We start from the raw sequence: 18876 nt of genomic DNA, 5'->3' as shown, positions 1-18876 counted from the left end.
GATGAAGCACCGTTCCACTCTGACACTGGCGGCCGCCATGGCGGCTACGATGCTTGCAGGCTGCAAGGATGATCAGCCGCAGCCGCCCTCCGATGCCGACGCGCCGCCCGAAAAGCGCTCGATCTTCCGGCCCGAGTTCCAGGTCGAGCCAATCGAGAGTTTCGAGCCCAGCGGGTCGCTCGAAACCACTGTGGAGTTCCCCGACGGCACCGAGCTGACCGAAGAAGGCCGCGCAGCGCTCGCCACAGTGCTTGCGTCGCCGCAGAACGAGGAAGGCGGGCTGATCTATCTGCGCGGCCACACCGACAGCGGTGGCAGCGACGAGGCGAATATGCGGGCATCGCTCGCCCGGGCCGAGGCGGTGCGCGACTGGCTGGTCGAAAACGGCGTCGCCGAAGACCGGATCCGCACAATCGCCTTCGGCGAGCAGAACCCCATCGCCCCGAATGCCCTCCCGGACGGTACGCCCGACGAAGACGGCCGTGCCGCCAACCGGCGCGTCGAAATCGAGGTCCTCACGCGCGAACCGCCGACGATCGAGGATGAGCCGACACTGGCGGAAACGCTGGCATCCTCGGCAGAAGAAGAACGCGGTGAAAGCAGCGATACGTCACAATAGCGTGTTGACGCCGAAGCCGCTTCGATGGCATTGGCGCCGCACCCGAGCGGGTATAGCATAGTGGTAATGCTCCAGCCTTCCAAGCTGGCTAGAGGGGTTCGATTCCCCTTACCCGCTCCATTTTTCCTTCGTTTCTATCGCTTGTCCCGGACAGCTTCCGGGAGCGCGGTCACGTCAGCCGCATATTGTCGATCAGCCGGGTCCCGCCGATCCGTGCGGCCACGAACAGCCGGCTGTCTGCCATAGCGCTATCGGCGGGGCCAAGATCGTCGCCGCGGCGTATTTCGGCATAGTCGATACTGGCAAAGCCCGCGCTGGTCAGTTCCCCCCGCAGGTCATCGAGCACAGTGTTGGTCGGTTCGCCCTGTATAAGGCGGGCGATCGCCTGCTTCATGCTGCGTGGCAGTGCCGCAGCGGCAGAGCGCTGGTCGGGCGTGAGATAGGCATTGCGGCTCGACATAGCGAGGCCATCGGCCTCGCGGACGATAACAACACCGTGAATCGCATCGACATGCGGCCGCGTAAGATCGAGGTCGCGCGCCATCCTGCGAATTACTGCCAACTGCTGCCAGTCCTTTTCGCCAAAGAATGCCATGTCCGGGCGAACCTGGTTGAACAGTTTGCAGACGACCGTGGCCACGCCGTCGAAATGCCCAGGGCGATCGCCGCCGCACAGGCCCTCGCTGACGCCCGCGACCGAGATGTTGGTGGCATAGCCCGCCGGATAGACGATGTCGGGAGCAGGCGCCCATAGCAGCGCCACGCCTTCCGTTTCGAGCAATGCGGCGTCCCGTGCGAGCTGCCGCGGGTATGCATCGAGATCTTCGTTTGCGCCAAACTGGCGCGGATTGACGAAGATGGAGACCGCCACATGATCCGCCTTGGCCCGGGCGGCCCTGACCAGGGTCAGATGCCCCTCGTGCAGCGCGCCCATGGTGGGGACCAGCGCAATCGAGCCGCTACCGCCCAGTCTATCGGTGGCAGCCCGCAGGTCATCGAGCGTGTGGACGGTAAGCAGCATTCGTCTCCCGAAAGAAAGGCAATGGATTCGAAAGGGGCGGAGCGACCTGTGCCGTTCCGCCCCTCGCGTGGCAAGATCGCCGATGTCAGCGTGCGATGGGTGCCGCGGCCGCCGCATCCGTCGGCAGGCCGCCCAACTGGGTCACCAGATCGGTATAGGCATTGAGGTAGGCCAGCACGATGATCTGTCCGATCGCCGTGTTCTCATACCCGCCGAAGCCCCCTGCAGCGCCGCCCCCGCCGCCGAACAAGCCGCCCCCGGCCGCCCAGCCGAGGTCCTTCTTGCGAAAATAGCCTTCGACCAGCGCTTCCTCGACCGTGGTTCGGGCATTCACCAGCGACAGGACGACATTGGCTTCGCCTTTCTTGACGCGAATTCCGCCTACCAGCGCGCCGGCGGTGCGGCCGAACAGGCCGCCGACCACTCCACCGAGCACTCCGCCGCCGCCGCCCGAATTGCTGTTCGCGCTGACAATGTCGGGTTGGAGGAAGTAATCGGCTGTGCGGACCTGGCCCAGGCCGACATTCTGCCCGTCCTGCAATTCGCCCTGTTCCTCCAGCGCGCGTTCCATGGCGCGGCTGCGCATTGCCCGGCCGCGGCTGACCATGGTAAAACAGCCAGAGCGTTGGACAAACACCCGGATGATCTGTTCGGGGCTGCCGAGATTGAGCTCGCGCCACCATTTGTCGTCGGGTTCGACCACGGCAATCGTCCCAAGGTTTTGCGAGCAGCGCGGAATTTCCATGCTCGCCCGCTCCTGCGCCTTGCGGCCTGAGGAACGCCCCTGCGCAACTACGGGTTCGGCAGCCATGCCGGTCACGCAGAAGAGGGCGAGTGCGGTGTAGATCAGTTTCTTCATATCCTGGGGTTCCTCTAGAATGAGCGTTCGCGGCTGCCGGCTTTGGCCGGTTCTCGCCGGTCTACTGCGACCCAGGCGGCCGCGATTCTAGCAAAGCGGACAATGACCGCTAGTAAGCATCCGTCATTGTGGGAATCGGACACGGCAGGCGGGCGCCACATTGCCGCAGCGCGATGGGTTGGATAGGGACAGGCGCAGTATGAAATTCCCGGCCCCTATTCGATGACCGCCCGTCCCCACCGTATCGTTTTTGCGAATGAAAAGGGCGGCACCGGGAAATCGACCACCGCGGTGCATGTCGCAGTCGCGCTCGCTTTCGGCGGTGCGCGGGTGGCCGCGTTCGATCTCGATCACCGCCAGCGGACCATGTGCCGTTATTTCGAGAACCGTGCGGAGACGATGAAGCGCCGCGGGATCGAACTGCCGACCGCGCAGTGCCATGTGGTCGAGGACCTGGACGAAGCGGGCATGGAAGCGCTGATTGCGGCGGAGTCCATCGGCGCCGACTTCGTGATCATCGACACGCCTGGCCGTGATGATCCGCTGGCCCGGCATGCGGCGACCATGTCCGACACGCTGGTCACACCGATGAACGACAGCTTCGTCGACTTCGATCTGATCGGACAGGTCGAAAGCGAGAATTTCAAGGTGCGCAAGCTTTCGTTCTATGCGGAACTCATATGGGAAGCCCGGCTCAAACGCAGCCGTACGTCGATCGAACAGAACCGCGCGCAGATGGACTGGGTGGTCGTACGCAACCGCACCGGTTACACCGAGGCGCGCAATATGGCGCGGATCGAACAGGCGCTCACCGAAATGTCCAAACGAGTCGGCTTCCGCGTCGCCAAGGGCCTGTCCGAGCGCGTGGTCTACCGCGAGCTCTTCCCCTCGGGCCTGACGCTCCTCGACAAGGGCCATCTGGGTGATCTGGGGACCAGCCACCTGGTGGCGCGGCAGGAATTGCGCGGGCTTATCGCCACGTTGCGCCTGCCGGGATCAGAAGCCCGGGAGAAGGCAGCGGCCGCACGATGATCCGCTATATTGCCCTGGCCCTGGTAATTTGCGTGGCATGCCGCTGGCTGCTTGGGAAATGGCCGTGGGAGTATCTCTCGACCCGCAGTTCGAGCGAGCGCGCGCTCGACAATGCGCGCCGCCTGCTCGATGTCCCGCGCAACGCTTCGGCCGAAGAAATACGTTTGGCACATCGGCGCATTGCTACAATCATCCACCCGGACAAAGGCGGTAGCGCCGCGGCGCTGCAAGAGGTGAATGCAGCCCGCGACCTGCTGCTTGCCCGGCTTGAACACACGCGAACGGAGCGTTCAGAATGACTCACAGTTTCCATCCTACCGTTTTGCGCGAATACGACATCCGCGGGATCATCGGCGAAACGCTTGGCGCGGATGACGCGCGCGCGATCGGACGCAGTTTCGGCTCGATGTTGGCAGAGGCTGGCGGCAGGAAAGTGGCGGTGGGCTACGATGGCCGGGTCAGTTCGCCCATGCTTGAACACGCCCTCGTCGAAGGGTTGAACGCGTCAGGGATGGATGTCGTCCGCATCGGCATGGGCCCCACGCCGATGCTGTATTACGCCGAAGCGTCAGCCGAGGACGTGGATGGCGGCATCGAGATAACCGGCAGCCACAACCCCGCCAATTACAACGGCTTCAAGATGGTGTTTCAGGGGCGGCCGTTTTTCGGGGCGGACATCCAGGAGCTGGGCCGCAGGAGCAGTGCGGCCGAATGGGTCGACGGCTCGGGATCGGTCGAGGACCGCGATGTCATCGATGCCTATATCGATCGGATGCTGGAAGCGCTTGACGGGATCGATCCCGCCTCGCTTGCCGGCCTCAAGGTCGGTTGGGATGCGGGGAACGGCGCGGCCGGTCCGGCGCTCGAAAAGCTCGCCGCGCGTCTTCCGGGCGAACATCACCTGCTGTTTACCGATGTCGATGGCGAATTTCCCAATCATCACCCCGATCCCACCGTCGAGGAGAACCTCGCCGATTTGCGCAATCTGGTTGCCGAGAAGTCGCTCGATTTCGGGGTGGCTTTCGACGGGGACGGCGACCGTATCGGTGCGATCGACGGCGAAGGCCGGGTCATCTGGGGCGACCAGTTGCTGATGGTGTTCGCCGAAGACCTGCTCGCGCGGCGCAAGGGCGCCACGATCATCGCCGATGTGAAGGCCAGCCGTGCGCTGTTCGACCATGTCGCAGCGCATGGCGGCGAACCCCTGATGTGGAAGACCGGGCATTCGCTAATCAAGTCCAAAATGAAGGAAACGGGCTCGCCGCTTGCCGGCGAAATGAGCGGCCACGTGTTCTTCGCGGATGAATATTACGGTTATGACGACGCGCTCTATGCCGGCGTTCGGCTGATCGCTGCCGCTGCGCGGTTGGGGAAATCGGTGACCGAACTGCGCTCGGCCATGCCGCCGATGATCAACACGCCCGAAATGCGCTTCCAGGTCGATGAAAGCCGCAAGTTCGCTGCTATCGGAGAGATCGCCGGACGCGTTGCTGCCAGCGATGCACTGGCCGACACGACCGATGGTGTGCGGGTTACCACCGATGACGGCTGGTGGCTGCTGCGCGCTTCGAATACGCAGGACGTGCTCGTTGCGCGAGCGGAGAGCGAGAGCGAGGAGGGGCTTGCCCGGCTCGTTGCGCAGATCGACGAACAACTGGCGGAATCGGGCCTCGAGCGCGGTCCGCAAGCCGGTCACTGAGTCCGGGCCAACAGGGGGCAAGTTATGAAGGGAATGGCAGGCAAATTCATCGCGGCGGCTGCGCTGGTCTGCGCTGCGCCGGTAGTCGCGCAGCAGGAAACGGCCACCCACGAAAGCGCGATGTCGCCGGAGGCCCTCGACGGGTTTGCGGGAATGATGGCCGGTCTGTTCCAGACCGAACCCTTGACCGACGAGCAGACCGCCCGGTTGCCCGCTGCACAAGCGGTGGTCGGCCAGATGATGCCCGATGGCTTCTATGGCGAAATGATGGGCGGCATGATGGACAAGATGCTTCGTCCGATGCTGTCGATGTTCTCGCAGCCCGAATTTGTGCTTGGGGCGCGTCTGGCTGTCGAAGCCGAGGCCATCGAGGCGCTCGGTGAAGACGAACGGGCGGAACTGACCGCAATGCTCGATCCTGCCTATGAGGCGCGCGGCGATGCGATGGTCGAGGTCCTCACCTTACGCATGGGCGGGATGTTCTCGGCCATGGAGGCCCCGATGCGCGAAGGGCTGTCGAAAGCCTATGCTGTCCGTTTCGACGAGGGGCAACTGGCCGACATCGCGGCCTTCTTCGCCACCCCGACGGGGAGCGAATATGCGCGGGAATCCATGGCGCTGTTCGCCGATCCGCAGGTGATGCAGGCGAGCATGCAGGCGCTGCCCGCGATGATGAACGGCTTCGGCGATATCGAAAGCGCGATGCGCGAGGCGATGGCGGCGCTCCCGGCCGAGCGCGGATACGGTGATCTGACGGGGGCACAGCGCCAGCGCATGGCGGAACTGCTCGATGTCGACCCGGCTAAGCTAGCCGACCTCGTCAATCCGCCCAAGCCGCTGGATGAGACGGCAGAGCAATAGGCCGCAGGGGCCGGGGGGCGTCCCAAGGTCGCTCCCCGGAACCAGTATGGTGTCTCCGGCGCTTCTAGGCTGATGCAGCCCGACGTTCCGCCCGAGATCGCCGATTGGTTTGCCGGGCGCGATTGGCGCATCCGGCGGCACCAGCTCGATATGCTGGTTGCCAGCGATCGGGGGCGGCACGCCTTGCTGGTGGCTGATACCGGTGCGGGCAAAACCCTTGCAGGCTTCCTGCCAACGCTGGCCGATTTTACCCAGGCGCGTCTCAAAGGGTCGGAGCCTCCACCGGGCCTGCACACCCTGTATATCTCACCGCTCAAGGCTCTTGCGCATGATGTCCAGCGCAATCTCCTGGCTCCGATCGAAGAGATGGGCCTGCCGCTGAGGGTCGAAACGCGCAGCGGCGACACGCCTTCCGATCGTAAGAAGCGGCAACGCAGCCGCCCTCCGCACGTCCTCCTGACCACGCCGGAGAGCCTGTCGCTGCTGCTCTCCTATCCTGACAGTTTCGAACTGTTTCGCGGGCTGAAGCGCGTGGTGATTGATGAAGTGCACGCCTTTGCCACGGACAAGCGAGGCGATCTCCTCGCGCTTGCGCTGACGCGGCTGCAGGCGCTCGCACCTGACCTGCAACGGGTCGCGCTATCGGCGACGCTCGCCAACCCGGAAGGGTTCCGCGAATGGCTGGCCCCGTGGGGCGATATCGATTCGGTCGAATTGGTTGCAGGCGAAACGGGGTCGCCCGCGGAAGTCGAGATCCTCCTGCCCAATGAGGAACGGGTTCCGTGGGGCGGACACGCGGCGACCTGGGCGGTGCCGCAGCTCTACGAACAGATCCGCGCCAACCGCACGACGCTGATCTTCACCAACACGCGGTTCCTCGCCGAGTATATTTTTCAGAACCTGTGGGATGTGAACGACGACAACCTGCCTATCGGCGTTCATCACGGCTCACTGAGCAAGGAGGCGCGCCGCAAGGTGGAAGGCGCGATGGCGAGGGGCGAGTTACGCGCGTTGGTGGCGACCGCCAGTCTCGACCTGGGAGTCGACTGGGGTGATATCGACCTGGTGGTCCAGATGGGGGCCCCCAAGGGCTCTTCGCGGCTACTGCAGCGTATTGGGCGCGCCAATCACCGTCTCGATCAACCGAGCCGGGCCTTGCTGGTACCGGGCAACCGGTTCGAATTCCTCGAAGCCACCGCTGCGAAGGAGGCTGTCGACGAAGGCAAGCGGGACGGCGAAACCTTCCGTCCGGGCGGGCTCGATGTGCTCGCCCAGCACGTAATGGCCTGCGCCTGTGCCGCGCCGTTCGACGAAGCGGGCCTGCTGGCCGAAATCCGGGCCAGCCTGTCCTATGCCTGGGTCGACGAAGCGGTGTGGCAGCGGGTGCTCTCATTCGTTGAAACGGGTGGCTATGCGCTCAAGGCCTATGACAAGTTCAAGCGGATCCAGCGCGACGGGGACGGCATCTGGCGGCTGGCGCATCCGCAGCAGGCACAGCGACACCGCATGAACGCGGGCATCATCATCGATTCCGAAATGCTCGAAGTGCGCATCAGCTCGGGTCGCGGGCGCGGGGGACGTAGCCTTGGCAAGGTCGAGGAACGGTTTGCCGCCTCGCTCAGTCCCGGTGACACCTTCGCCTTTGCGGGGATGAGCCTCGAGGTGGTCAAACTGCAGGATATGGAGGTGCTCGTCCGGGCGGCGAAAGCCAGTGCGATGATACCCAGTTACGGGGGCGCGCGCTTGCCGCTGACGACGCATCTGGCAGACCGGGTGCGCGCCATGCTGGTCGACCGGGCGGGGTGGGCCCGCTTCCCTGATGATGTACGCGAATGGCTCGAGGTGCAGGATTGGCGCTCGCAGATGCCTGGTCCCGGGCAGTTGCTGGTTGAAAGCTTCCCGCATGCGAAGCGGCATTACAGCGTCTACTATACCTTCGAAGGCTGGAACGCGAACCAAAGCCTGGGGATGCTCATCACGCGGCGAATGGAAGATCGCGGGCTGATGCCCGGCGGCTTCGTCGCCAACGACTATTCGCTGGCTGTATGGGGGCTCAAACCGGTCAGTCAGCCGGGGCCGCTGCTGTCACCCGATATACTGCAGGACGAATTCGTCGAATGGGTGCAGAATTCGCATCTCCTGCGCCGCGCGTTTCGCGAGGTTGCGGTTATCGGGGGCCTGGTCGAACGCCAGCATCCGGGCAAGCGAAAGACCGGCAAGCAGGTGACCTTCTCGACCGACCTCATCTACGACGTGCTGCGCAAGTACGAACCCGATCATGTGCTGATCGAAGCCGCCTGGGCCGATGCGCGGACGCGGATGACCGATGTCGGGCGGCTTGGCGATTTGCTCGATCGCTCGGCCGAGCAATTGGTCCACGTCGAACTCGACCGCGTGAGTCCGCTCGCCGTGCCGGTCATGGTGATGATCGGGCGTGAGGCGACGCCGCAAGGGACGGTCGATGACGAATTGTTGCTTGAAGCGGAAAGCCTGGCCGGATCGGCCATGCGCGTCGACGACCCACTTGCGGGGGACTGACGCGCAAAGAAAAAGGGGCGGATCGCTCCGCCCCTTTCCCGGTTTTTCGAGGTCTCGAAATCTCAGCTCTTGCCGAAGGTCCGATACTGTTCGTTGCCGACGAAGCCGAACTTGGTGACTCCGCTAGCCTTGATCAGCTGCAGCACCTTGGCCGCAAGATCGTAGCTGGCCTGGGCTTCCGGTTCGAACTGGAGTTCGGGTTCCGGATTGATGTTCTTCGATTCTTCCAGCAGCGTACGCAGCTGGCCCATATCGATCGCATTACCGTTCCACAGGATCTCGTTCTGCGCTGAAAGCACCAGCTTGTTCTTTTCCGGCTCGACGGTGATGTCTTGCGGAACGTTATTGGGTGCGGGCAGGTCGATATCGACCGAGTGCGTCGCGACCGGGATGGTGATGATGAACATGATGAGGAGAACGAGCAGGACGTCGATCAACGGCGTCATGTTCATTTCCATCATCGGCGCGCCATCATCCTTGCCGCCTGACATTGCCATAGTGGGTTACTCCCTAATCTGCTTTGTCGAACCGCGCGATCACGCGTTGGGATCAACCGGGTTCGAAATGAAGCCGACGGTGGGATAACCCGCCGCCTGGACGTTGTAGATCGCGCCGGCCACGCAGGACCACGGAGCGTTCACGTCACCGCGAATGTGTACCTGCGGGATCTTCTCCGGATCGTCCATGATGGCGTCGGGACCACCGGCACGCTGTACGATGGCATCGAGGCGTTCGAATGCCTGGTCATAGAGCTCTTCCGAGGTGACCGGGGTAACATTGCCGAAATAGACGCGGCATTGGCCGTTCCGCGAAGCGCCGGCGAAGCCGGGTTCGCCCGCGCTGACACCGTTCTCGTCGGTCGTGCTGACGGTCAGGAGAAGGTTTTCCACCTTGTCCTTCGATTCAGTCGATTCAAAAACCGGGATTTCCAGCTTTTCGATGGTCTGGATCGCGACCGGAACCGCGATGAGGAAGATGATCAGAAGCACCAGCATCACGTCCACGAGCGGAGTGGTGTTGATGTCCGACATCGGCGTGTCGGCGCCACCTCCTGTCGAAATCGCCATGGTTCAGTTCCTAACGTTCGAAATTCTTGGGTTCGATGCGGTGGGCGGGGGCGGCAGGAGGCCGCCCCCGGTCCGATCGATTACTTCTTGACCGTGGTGGTCGTCGCAGCGGGCTTGGCAGCCGGAGCGGTGCGGGCGGCCTTGCCGGCAGCCTGCGTCGACGTCGCGGTCATGTAGGTCGGCTTGACGCTGCCGGCCGAGTTGATGTTCGCAAGCAGATCGGTCGAGAACGCGTGGAGCAGTTCGGCGATGCGCTTGTTGCGGCTCTGGAGCCAGTTGTAGGCGAACACGGCGGGAACCGCGACGAGCAGGCCGATGGCGGTCATGATCAGCGCTTCACCGACGGGGCCGGCGACCTTGTCGATCGATGCCGAACCGGCGATGCCGATGTTGATCAGGGCGCGGTAGATACCGATAACCGTACCGAGCAGGCCGACGAAGGGAGCGGTTGCACCGACCGTCGCGAGGAACGACAGGCCGCCCGCGAGCTTCGAGTTGATCGTGTCTTCCGAGCGCTGGAGCGAACCGTGCATCCAGTCGTGGGCTTCGAGCTTGTCGGTCATCTTGGCGTGCTGGTCTTCGGCCAGGATGGCGTCGTCGACGAGCTGGCGCCATGCGCTGTTCTTGTCGAGCTTGGTCGCGCCGTCGCGCAGCGAACCGGTCTTCCAGAACTGCGTGCGGACGGCCTTGTACTGCGCCAGCACCTTGCGCTGTTCGAACAGCTTGGTGAACAGGATGTAGAACGAACCGACCGACATGATCACCATCACGCCGAGAATGAACCAGGCAACGAAACCGCCCTGTTCCATGGCTTCAAGAAAACCGAAGGAGTTCTCCGGTGCCGCATCAGCGGCAGCTGCAAGAAGTTCGAAGGTCATAACGAATGGTCCTTTTGAGAGTGTCTTTTGCGCCGGGTACCCTGACCCTGGGCAGAAACGAGGTTAGTTAAGCCGATAAACGATCGTCGTGGACACGGTGTCCTGGATCGGGTTGCCCGCAGCATTCAGCGCCGGTTCGTAACGCGCATAGCGGGTCATGCCGTCGCAAGCAGCCTGGTCGAGATCGCTCGACCCGCTGGAATTGCTCACGCGGCAGGATGCTACGCGCCCGTCGGTTCCGACCGTGATGGTCACACCAACGTTACCCTCGATGCCTTCACGTTCGGCACGGCGGGGATAGTTGCTCTGGATGCGACGTGCCCAGCCGGCCTGACCCTTGGGCGATGCGCCACGTGCCTGCGAAGGCGGCGGCGGCGGTGCCGGGGGCGCAGGCGGCGGAATGACGAGCTGCGGCGGAGCCGGCGGCGGGATCGTCGTCTGCGTACGGATCGGAGGCGGTGCCGGCGCGATGTTGATCGGCGGCGGCGGTGCAACCGGCGGCGGAGGCGTGTCGGGCACGTTCTCCGGCGGCGGCGGCGGCTCTTCCTCGGGCGGCGGGGGCTCCTCGATATCGATCGTCGTTACGCGCTCGACCACCTGCTGGACCGCATTATATGCGAGACCGGTGATGAGAGCGTAACCGAGAGCGACATGGATGAGGGCAACAATGATGATCGCGACGATGCGATTGCCGCTCATCTGTTGGTCAGCATAAGCCATTCGGTTGCTTCACTCCATCGGTCACCCCGGAAATCCCGGGGCAATTGAAAACCCCTTTGCGACCCGCCGGATTGGCGCGACTTGGGGAATCGTTAACGCGTTCGCGCCGCTCGAGACCCTGAAGACTCTCGCGACGAAGGCAGACCGAAATTCTCACTAAGAACCCGGACGCCTCTCCCCAAGCAATAAAGTGTCATCCACTCGGGTCCGGTCCGACCCTTTAGCTACGATGCGAAGCGTCCGCAAACCCTTTATCGGTTAACCGCCAATTCAGTAGCTTGGCTGGAGGAACCGACCTTAACGCCGGTGGGTTCAGTGATTCGAAACCGTACCGCAAAATCGAAAGCTGCTCTTATGTCGATCTTACGCACCACCGGCCCGTTCCTGCTTCTCGGTGCAGCGCTCGCGGCAGCGCCCGTGACGGCCATGGCGCAGGACGGTGCGCGCACGGCGGAACTGACCTATGCCGACATGGTCGATCTGGCTGACGAGGCGCCGCTGGTGGTGCGCGCGCAGATCCGCCGGCAGGCAACCGTCGAACCGGAACGTTCGCCAGGTCTGCAGCCCGGCTTCGTCCGGCTGTATATCGAGGCCCGCACCTCGGCGCTGATTGCGGGCTATGCGCCGCTGGGCGAAGCGCTGCGCTATCTGGTCGATGTGCCGCTCGATGCGAAGGGCAAGCCGCCCAAGCTGAAGAAACAGGAAGTCATCCTGTTCGCAAGGCCCGTCGCCGGCAGCCCGGCGCAGCTCCAGCTGGTCGATCCGCGCGCGCAGTTCGCCTATAGCGAGGCGTTCGAGGCGCGCCTGCGTCCGGTGCTGGCAGAATTGCTGGCGCAGGATGCACCGCCGCGAGTCACCGGGATTCGCGATGCGCTCGCGGTCGAGGGTACGCTGGTCGGCGAATCGGAAACGCAGCTGTTCCTCGATACCGAAAACGACGGCCCGGTATCGGTAACGGTCGTGCGCCGGCCGGGGCAGGCGCCGCGCTGGGGGGTTTCGTGGACCGAGATCGTCGACCAGGCGGCGCGTGCGCCGCAGCCGGGGACGCTCGAATGGTATCGTCTGGCCTGTTCGCTGCCTGAGACGCTGCCCGAAACCGCGATTCTCTCGCGTGACGCCAACGCCCGCGCACTGGCGGCAGACGATTATGCCTTGGTGCGCGAGGACCTCGGGACCTGCACGCGAACGCGCGGGTAAAGGCGGGACTTCACCGCGGCCAAGACAAATTGTTTCCAACCCGCCGTATCGCTGCGCTAGGCGGCGGATATGGCAGAATCCCTTCGCATCGCCCTCGCCGGTCTCGGCACCGTCGGTACCGGCGTCATCGAACTACTCGCAGCCAACCGTTCGACCATCGAACGCCGTGCGGGACGCCCGCTCGAAATCGTAGCGGTGAACGCCCGCGACCGGGCGCGTGACCGCGGCGTCGACCTTTCGCCCTATGCCTGGGTCGACGATATGCAGGCGATGGCGCAGCGCGGTGATGTGGATGTCGTGCTCGAACTGGTCGGCGGATCCGATGGTCCTGCGCTCACGCTGGCGCGGGCAGCGCTCGATGCCGGCAAGGCTTTCGTAACCGCCAACAAGGCGATGATCGCGCACCACGGCCTGGCACTAGCCGAACAGGCGGCGCTGCGCGGCGTCCCGCTCAAGTTCGAAGCTGCGGTCGCGGGTGGCATCCCGGTAGTGAAGGGGCTGCGCGAAGGTGCGGCAGCAAACCGCATCGAACGAATCTACGGGATCCTCAATGGGACCTGCAATTACATCCTTTCCGAAATGGAGCATACCGGCGCGGATTTCGGCGAGATGCTCAAGGCGGCGCAGGAGAGGGGCTATGCCGAAGCCGACCCCACCTTCGACATCGAAGGCGTCGATGCGGCGCACAAGCTCGCGATACTGGCCGCGATCGGGTTCGGCGCGCGGGTCGACTTCGCCAACGTCGAAGCGACCGGTATCGGCGAAGTGCGCGCGGCCGATATCACGCAGGCGGGTGCCCTGGGCTATGTCATCCGGCTGGTCGGGATCGCTTCGCTCGACGAAAGCGCCGACGAGACGCGATTGCTCCAGCGCGTGCGGCCCTGCCTTGTCGCGCGCGGCCACCCGCTGGCCGCGGTGACCGGGCCGACCAATGCAGTTGTCGCCGAAGGCAATTTTTCAGGCCAGCTGCTGTTCCAGGGAGCCGGGGCCGGTGCGGGGCCGACCGCGAGCGCAGTGGTCGCCGATCTCATCGACATCGCCCGCGGCGACAGCGGCGCGCCGTTCTCGGTTCCGGTCGAAGAGCTCGAGCAGTTCGCTCCGGCGGATCCCGGCAACCGCATGGGGCGCGACTACATCCGCTTCACTGTGAACGACCGCCCCGGCGTACTGGCGGAAATCACTGCCGCGATGCGCGATGCCGAAGTCTCGATCGAGAGCCTGATCCAGCGCGGGCGCGATCATGCAGGCGGGGAAGTGCTGGTGGCCATGGTCACGCACGAAGGACCCGAACGCTGTGTGACCAAGGCGCTCGATTTGCTCAATGGCTCGCCTAGCCTGACGGCTGCGCCGCTGGTGATGCCGATCCTGGCCGACTGATTTCGTCCTCTTCGCCGGCCCTGTCGGGCGGGGGAGGCAGGCCGAGCTGGGCTTCGCGCGGGGACACTTCCGGCGCAGCGTTTTCGCCGCGCGGTGCAAGACCGCGGGAGACGCGGTCCGCATCCGAACCGGCCGGCGCTTCGGGCAGTGCCTCGATATCGATGATGAGCGCGGGCGGCGGCGGCTGGCCGAAGCCGATGCAGGCGCCCTTTTCAGGGTTCTTCTTGCATGATTCGCCAAAGTCGGGCGCTCGGGGATCGCCCCTGTTCATGGTCTCCGCCGCGTAACGCTGTAGCGCACGCTCTTCGTCATAGCCGAATTCGCGCTGGTCGCGCCGTGTACGGCAAACGATGATTTCACCCGAGATCGAGGCGGCTTCCTGCTCGTCGCTGCAGTCTTCGAGCGGCGCGTCATAATCCTGCTGCGGGATCAATATGTCGATCCGTTCGGGCGGGGCTGCGGCATCCTGTGCCGATCCGGGAAACGGCAGGCCCGCCGCCGCCATTGCCACGCAGGCCGCCCACCAGCGTCTCGACAATGTCAGGCTCCCTGTCTATCCGCCGCACGACCGCAAACCGTGTGGCCAACGTCATGCGCCACACACACGTGAGGGACTGAACCGACTATGAACTCGCCCGCCGAAAATCCGCTCGACCGCGTCCTTGTCCTCGAAATGGTTCGTGTGACCGAAGCTGCGGCAGTGGCCGCATCCAAGCTGATCGGGCGCGGCGACGAGAAGGCTGCCGATGCGGCTGCCGTCGAAGCCATGCGCAAGGCGTTCGATACGCTTGCTATCGATGGCACCGTGGTGATCGGCGAAGGCGAGCGGGACGAGGCGCCCATGCTGTTCATCGGCGAAAAGGTCGGCGGCGCGCCGGGTGAAGGCCCCAAGATCGATATCGCGCTGGACCCGCTCGAGGGAACGACCATCACCGCGAAAGCGGGGCCCAATGCCCTGGCAGTCCTCGCGGCGGCGGCAGAGGGCTGCCTGCTCAACGCTCCCGATGTCTATATGGACAAGCTGGCGGTGGGCCCGGGCTATCCCGATGGCATCATCGACCTGGCCAAGAGCCCGACCGAAAACGTGCAGGCGGTGGCGAAGGCCAAAGGCGTGGCGCCTTCCGACATCATCGTCTGCGTGCTCGACCGCCCGCGTCATGCCGAACTGATCGCCGAACTGCGCGGCCTGGGCTGCGGGGTTGTGCTGATCGGCGATGGCGACGTCGCCGGCGTGATCGCGGTGACCGACGAGGACACGACGATCGATATGTACATGGGTCAGGGCGGTGCGCCCGAGGGCGTCCTGGCGGCGGCGGCGCTGCGCTGCGTCGGGGGCCAGTTCAACGGCCGGCTGGTGTTCCGCAACGATGACGAACGCGGCCGCGCGGCGAAATGGGGCATCGACGATCTCGACCGCATCTATACCCGCGACGATCTGGTGAAGGGCGATTGCATCTTCGCCGCGACCGGAGTCACGCCGGGTTCGCTGCTCGACGGGGTAAAGTATCTGCGCGGCGGACGCATGACGACCGAAAGCGTGGTCATGCGCTCGAGCAGCGGCACGGTGCGCTGGATCAAGGGCGAACACCGCGAGGGCTAGGCGTGGTCGGGGCGGGGAAACGCGCCCGTCGGTTGTTGCATATCCGTGACGCTCGGCTAGGCGGGGCGCACATCCAGTTTGCCCGGGGATTCTCCGCATGAAAATCATGGCCGCCAACTCGAACCTGCCGCTTGCACGGGCCATTGCAGGTTATCTCGAAATGCCGCTGGTGGATGCGCAGGTGCGCCGCTTTGCCGACGAGGAGATCTTCGTCGAGATCCACGAGAACGTGCGCGGCGAAGACGTGTTCGTCGTCCAGTCGACCAGCTATCCGGCCAACGACAATCTGATGGAACTGCTGATCTGCATCGACGCGCTCAAGCGCGCTTCGGCGCGGCGCATCACAGCAGTCGTGCCCTATTTCGGCTATGCCCGCCAGGACCGCAAACCCGGCCCGCGGACTCCGATTTCGGCCAAGCTGGTAGCCAATCTGATTACCGAGGCAGGGGCCGAGCGCGTGCTCGCGGTCGATCTCCACGCGGGACAGATCCAGGGCTTCTTCGACATCCCGACCGACAATCTGTTCGCCGCCCCGGTGATGGCGGCAGATATCCAGGCGCGCTACGGCGACGAGGACCTGATGGTCGTCAGCCCCGATGTCGGCGGCGTCGTGCGTGCGCGTGCACTGGCCAAGCGGCTCGACAATGCACCGCTGGCGATCGTCGACAAGCGGCGCGATCGCCCCGGCGAAAGCGAAGTGATGAATATCATCGGTGACGTGTCGGGCCGGCACTGCATCCTGATCGACGACATCGTCGATTCGGGCGGGACCCTGTGCAACGCGGCGCAGGCGCTGCTCGATCAGGGTGCGGCTTCGGTCGCGGCCTATATCACGCATGGCGTCCTTTCGGGCGGGGCCGTGGCACGGGTCGACAAGTCGGCGCTCAAGGAACTGGTCATCACCGATTCGATCCGGCCAACCGATGCCGCCAAGGATTCCGAACGGATCCGCATTCTGACGATCGCACCGCTGGTCGGTGAAGCGGTCCGCCGCATTGCCGACGAAAGCTCGGTCAGCTCGCTGTTCGATTGAGCATGGCGACGGCTGCCGATCTCGCGCTTGCCAATCGCCTGGCTGAAGCGGCGGGTGAAGCGATTCGTCCGCTGTTCCGCGGCGAATGGTCGCAGGAACAGAAGGCGGATCGCAGCTTCGTGACCGAGGCCGACCGCGCCGCCGAGGCGGCGATGCGCGCGATCCTCGAGAGCGAGCGTGCGGATGACGGCATCATCGGCGAGGAATACGGCACGCGCAACGAGGGTGCGGGGCGGCAATGGGTGCTCGACCCGATCGACGGCACCACCAGCTTCATCGCCGGTCGCCCCATTTTCGGTACGCTGATCGCGCTGATGCAGGATGGCTGGCCGGTGCTCGGCGTGATCGACCAGCCCATCGCGCGTGAACGGTGGGTCGGACGAATCGGCGAGGGCACCACCTTCAACGGCAGTCCGGTGCGCGCGGTTGCGTGCAAGGAGCTGGCTGACGCGGTTCTCGGCACGACCACGCCGCACCAGTTCTCCGGCGACGACGTCGACGCCTTCATGGGTGTCGCCAAGGCGGTGGCCGAGCGCAAGATCATCTATGGCGGTGATTGCTACAATTACGGGCTCGTCGCCTCCGGCCATGTCGACATCGTCGTCGAGGCCGGCCTCAAGCTTTATGATTTTGCAGCACTGGTGCCCGTGGTCGAAGGCGCGGGCGGGGTCATGAGCGACTGGCAGGGCAATCCGCTCGATGCCGAAAGCGATGGCCGGGTCATCGCGCTGGGCGATGCCGCACGGCTCGAAGACGTGCTCGAGGCAATGGGCGGGCCAGCCCACGACCATGGGCACTGATCGGCGCCAGGCCCGTTAGCCCGGCATGCAAACCATCTTGATAACCGGCGCCGCCAACGGGATCGGGCGCGCAACCGCAATGCATTTTCATGGCCTCGGCTGGCAGGTGATCGGTCTCGACACGGATACCGAAGCGCTGGCCGAATTGTGCGGCGCGCTACCGCGGGAAAGCGCGCTCTTCCTGAGCTGCGATGTCGGCCGCGAGAGCGAGGTAAGGAACGCGTTCGAGGGGATCGGCGAATGGCTGGGGGAGTGCCCGCTCGATTGCCTCGTCAACAACGCCGGTATCGCCGATCCCGTAGCTGGCACGCTGGAGGAGCTCGAGCTGGCTGAATGGCAGACGTGGATCGATGCCAGCCTGACCGGCGCCTTTCTGGTTACGCGCGCTTCGCTGGCGTTCCTGCGGCGCAGCGGTGGCGCGAGTATCGCGAATATCTCATCCACCCGTGCGGTGATGAGCGAGCCTGATACCTTTGCCTATACGGCGTCAAAGGGCGGGCTCGATGCACTCACCCATTCGCTCGCGGTCTCGCTTGGGCCCAGGATCCGCGCGAATGCGATACGTCCGGGCTGGATCGAAACCGGGCCGTGGCAGAAAGAGGGCAAACGGAGCCATCCCGAGCATCGACCCAAGGACCGCGAGCAGCATCCGGTCGGGCGCATCGGGCGGCCGGAGGATATTGCCGAGGCAGTCGCCTATCTGCACGCAGCGGGGTTCGTGACCGGGCAGCACCTCAATATCGACGGTGGCATGACGGCGAAGATGATCTACGAGCACTGACATGACAGTGGAGGGATCGCTTGCCGGGCGCATCGCGCTCGTTACCGGCGCGTCGCGCGGGCTCGGTTTCGAGATCGCCCGGCGCATGGCAGAACAGGGCGCGCGCGTCTGGCTTAACGGGCGTGGGGCCAGCGCAGTCGAAGCCGCCGCCGAACGGATCGGCCCCAACGCCCGGGCCTTGCCCTTCGATATCGGGGATGACCAGGCGAGCGCGGCGGCATTCGCGCGCCTTGCCGAAGATGGCCTCGATATCCTCGTCAACAATGTCGGGCAACGCGACCGGCGGCCGCTGGGGCAATTGCGACGGGCCGATATGGCGGCGATGCTCTCGACCAACCTCGTCGCGCCCTTCGATCTTGCGCGCCGCGCGGCGCCGCTGATGCAGGCGCGCGAATACGGGCGGATCATCAACATCACCTCGATCGCGGCCGATATCGCCCGGGGCGATGTGCTCTACACTGCCAGCAAGGGCGGGCTCGCCGCGCTGACCCGTGCGCTGGCGGCTGAACTGGGCGCCACCGGGATCACGGTCAACGCCGTCGCCCCGGGCTATTTCGCTACCGAAGCGAATGGCGAAATGAGCGCCGATCCGGAAATCGCACGGCACCTTGCCCGCCGGACCTCGCTGGGCCGTTGGGGCGAACCGAGCGAGATCGCCGGGGCAGTCGCTTTCCTTGCCGCGCCCGAGGCGAGCTATATCACCGGCCATACGCTGGCGGTCGATGGCGGTTATCTGACCCACTTCTGACTTGCTTTACCGCGCAGAATCGCTATCAGCGCGCCCTTCACCGACA

20 protein-coding genes and 1 tRNA gene are annotated in these 18876 nt (G+C 64.6%); 14 read left to right on the top strand and 7 right to left on the bottom strand.

Annotation, left to right across the window (positions count from 1 at the left end; translation table 11 throughout):
* The first annotated feature begins 1 nt into the window (after position 1).
* Positions 2–619, top strand: a complete 618-nt coding sequence (locus tag WKH79_RS10355; protein ID WP_341858808.1) for an OmpA family protein — start codon at positions 2–4, stop codon at positions 617–619.
* 46 nt (positions 620–665) lie between these two features.
* Positions 666–739: transfer RNA gene (locus WKH79_RS10350), tRNA-Gly, on the top strand.
* 49 nt (positions 740–788) lie between these two features.
* Here the strand turns inward: WKH79_RS10350 and panC are convergent.
* Entirely contained in the window at positions 789–1637 is an 849-nt protein-coding gene (panC, locus tag WKH79_RS10345) for a pantoate--beta-alanine ligase (RefSeq protein ID WP_341860114.1), read from the bottom strand.
* Positions 1638–1725: 88 nt separating this feature from the next.
* The gene (locus WKH79_RS10340) at positions 1726–2499 is read right to left on the bottom strand and encodes a CsgG/HfaB family protein (protein WP_050601398.1); all 774 of its coding nucleotides are present in this window, start codon (positions 2497–2499) and stop codon (positions 1726–1728) included.
* Positions 2500–2721: 222 nt separating this feature from the next.
* Here WKH79_RS10340 and WKH79_RS10335 point away from each other — a divergent pair, with 222 nt between their 5' ends.
* The 5 genes from WKH79_RS10335 (at position 2722) to WKH79_RS10315 (ending at position 8629) form a co-directional block, all read left to right on the top strand.
* Complete coding sequence (locus WKH79_RS10335) at positions 2722–3531, top strand: division plane positioning ATPase MipZ (protein ID WP_063506802.1); 810 nt, start codon at positions 2722–2724, stop codon at positions 3529–3531.
* Positions 3528–3830: a J domain-containing protein gene (locus WKH79_RS10330; protein ID WP_050601396.1), complete on the top strand. Its 303-nt coding sequence runs from the start codon at positions 3528–3530 to the stop codon at positions 3828–3830. Before WKH79_RS10335 ends, WKH79_RS10330 begins: the two co-directional genes overlap by 4 nt.
* Positions 3827–5230 (top strand): phosphomannomutase/phosphoglucomutase, encoded by a 1404-nt coding sequence (locus WKH79_RS10325; protein ID WP_341858807.1) that lies wholly within the window; start codon positions 3827–3829, stop codon positions 5228–5230. Before WKH79_RS10330 ends, WKH79_RS10325 begins: the two co-directional genes overlap by 4 nt.
* A gap of 33 nt (positions 5231–5263) precedes the next feature.
* Entirely contained in the window at positions 5264–6091 is an 828-nt protein-coding gene (locus tag WKH79_RS10320; RefSeq protein ID WP_341858806.1) for a DUF2059 domain-containing protein, read from the top strand.
* A gap of 72 nt (positions 6092–6163) precedes the next feature.
* Positions 6164–8629 carry a ligase-associated DNA damage response DEXH box helicase gene (locus WKH79_RS10315; protein WP_341858805.1) on the top strand — a complete coding sequence of 822 codons (2466 nt, stop codon included), beginning with the start codon at positions 6164–6166 and terminating at the stop codon, positions 8627–8629.
* Between the two features lie 62 nt (positions 8630–8691).
* Here the strand turns inward: WKH79_RS10315 and WKH79_RS10310 are convergent, their stop codons facing one another.
* The 4 genes from WKH79_RS10310 to WKH79_RS10295 all read right to left on the bottom strand — a co-directional run bounded on the left by WKH79_RS10310 (position 8692) and on the right by WKH79_RS10295 (position 11294).
* Entirely contained in the window at positions 8692–9126 is a 435-nt protein-coding gene (locus WKH79_RS10310) for a biopolymer transporter ExbD (RefSeq protein WP_050601392.1), read from the bottom strand.
* A 39-nt stretch (positions 9127–9165) separates the two neighbouring features.
* Positions 9166–9696, bottom strand: coding sequence for a biopolymer transporter ExbD (locus tag WKH79_RS10305; protein WP_197458156.1), 531 nt, complete (start codon positions 9694–9696; stop codon positions 9166–9168).
* A gap of 80 nt (positions 9697–9776) precedes the next feature.
* Positions 9777–10574 carry a MotA/TolQ/ExbB proton channel family protein gene (locus tag WKH79_RS10300; RefSeq protein ID WP_050601390.1) on the bottom strand — a complete coding sequence of 266 codons (798 nt, stop codon included), beginning with the start codon at positions 10572–10574 and terminating at the stop codon, positions 9777–9779.
* A 63-nt stretch (positions 10575–10637) separates the two neighbouring features.
* Positions 10638–11294 carry an energy transducer TonB gene (locus WKH79_RS10295; protein WP_050601389.1) on the bottom strand — a complete coding sequence of 219 codons (657 nt, stop codon included), beginning with the start codon at positions 11292–11294 and terminating at the stop codon, positions 10638–10640.
* Between the two features lie 354 nt (positions 11295–11648).
* Between WKH79_RS10295 and WKH79_RS10290 the strand changes: the two genes are divergently transcribed.
* Together WKH79_RS10290 and WKH79_RS10285 are read left to right on the top strand one after the other, a co-directional pair.
* Complete coding sequence (locus WKH79_RS10290; RefSeq protein WP_341858804.1) at positions 11649–12491, top strand: hypothetical protein; 843 nt, start codon at positions 11649–11651, stop codon at positions 12489–12491.
* 69 nt (positions 12492–12560) lie between these two features.
* Positions 12561–13868 (top strand): homoserine dehydrogenase, encoded by a 1308-nt coding sequence (locus tag WKH79_RS10285; RefSeq protein WP_341858803.1) that lies wholly within the window; start codon positions 12561–12563, stop codon positions 13866–13868.
* Here the strand turns inward: WKH79_RS10285 and WKH79_RS10280 are convergent.
* Positions 13822–14406: a hypothetical protein gene (locus WKH79_RS10280; protein WP_341858802.1), complete on the bottom strand. Its 585-nt coding sequence runs from the start codon at positions 14404–14406 to the stop codon at positions 13822–13824. The two genes, WKH79_RS10285 and WKH79_RS10280, sit on opposite strands and share 47 nt — an antisense overlap.
* A gap of 87 nt (positions 14407–14493) precedes the next feature.
* Between WKH79_RS10280 and glpX the strand changes: the two genes are divergently transcribed.
* From glpX to WKH79_RS10255, 5 genes are all read left to right on the top strand, one after another.
* Positions 14494–15468, top strand: coding sequence for a class II fructose-bisphosphatase (glpX, locus tag WKH79_RS10275; RefSeq protein ID WP_050601385.1), 975 nt, complete (start codon positions 14494–14496; stop codon positions 15466–15468).
* Between the two features lie 97 nt (positions 15469–15565).
* A complete protein-coding gene (locus WKH79_RS10270) occupies positions 15566–16501 on the top strand; it encodes a ribose-phosphate pyrophosphokinase (RefSeq protein WP_050601384.1) in 936 nt (311 codons plus the stop codon).
* Positions 16502–16503: 2 nt separating this feature from the next.
* A complete protein-coding gene (gene hisN / locus WKH79_RS10265) occupies positions 16504–17301 on the top strand; it encodes a histidinol-phosphatase (protein ID WP_341858801.1) in 798 nt (265 codons plus the stop codon).
* Positions 17302–17338: 37 nt separating this feature from the next.
* Complete coding sequence (locus WKH79_RS10260; protein WP_341858800.1) at positions 17339–18082, top strand: SDR family oxidoreductase; 744 nt, start codon at positions 17339–17341, stop codon at positions 18080–18082.
* A 1-nt stretch (position 18083) separates the two neighbouring features.
* Positions 18084–18830, top strand: a complete 747-nt coding sequence (locus WKH79_RS10255; RefSeq protein WP_341858799.1) for an SDR family oxidoreductase — start codon at positions 18084–18086, stop codon at positions 18828–18830.
* The last annotated feature ends 46 nt before the right edge of the window (positions 18831–18876 follow it).

It is taken from the genome of Qipengyuania sp. GPGPB31 (genome assembly GCF_038396345.1).
GTDB lineage: Bacteria > Pseudomonadota > Alphaproteobacteria > Sphingomonadales > Sphingomonadaceae > Qipengyuania > Qipengyuania citrea.
This window is presented reverse-complemented; position numbering and strand designations above follow the sequence as displayed.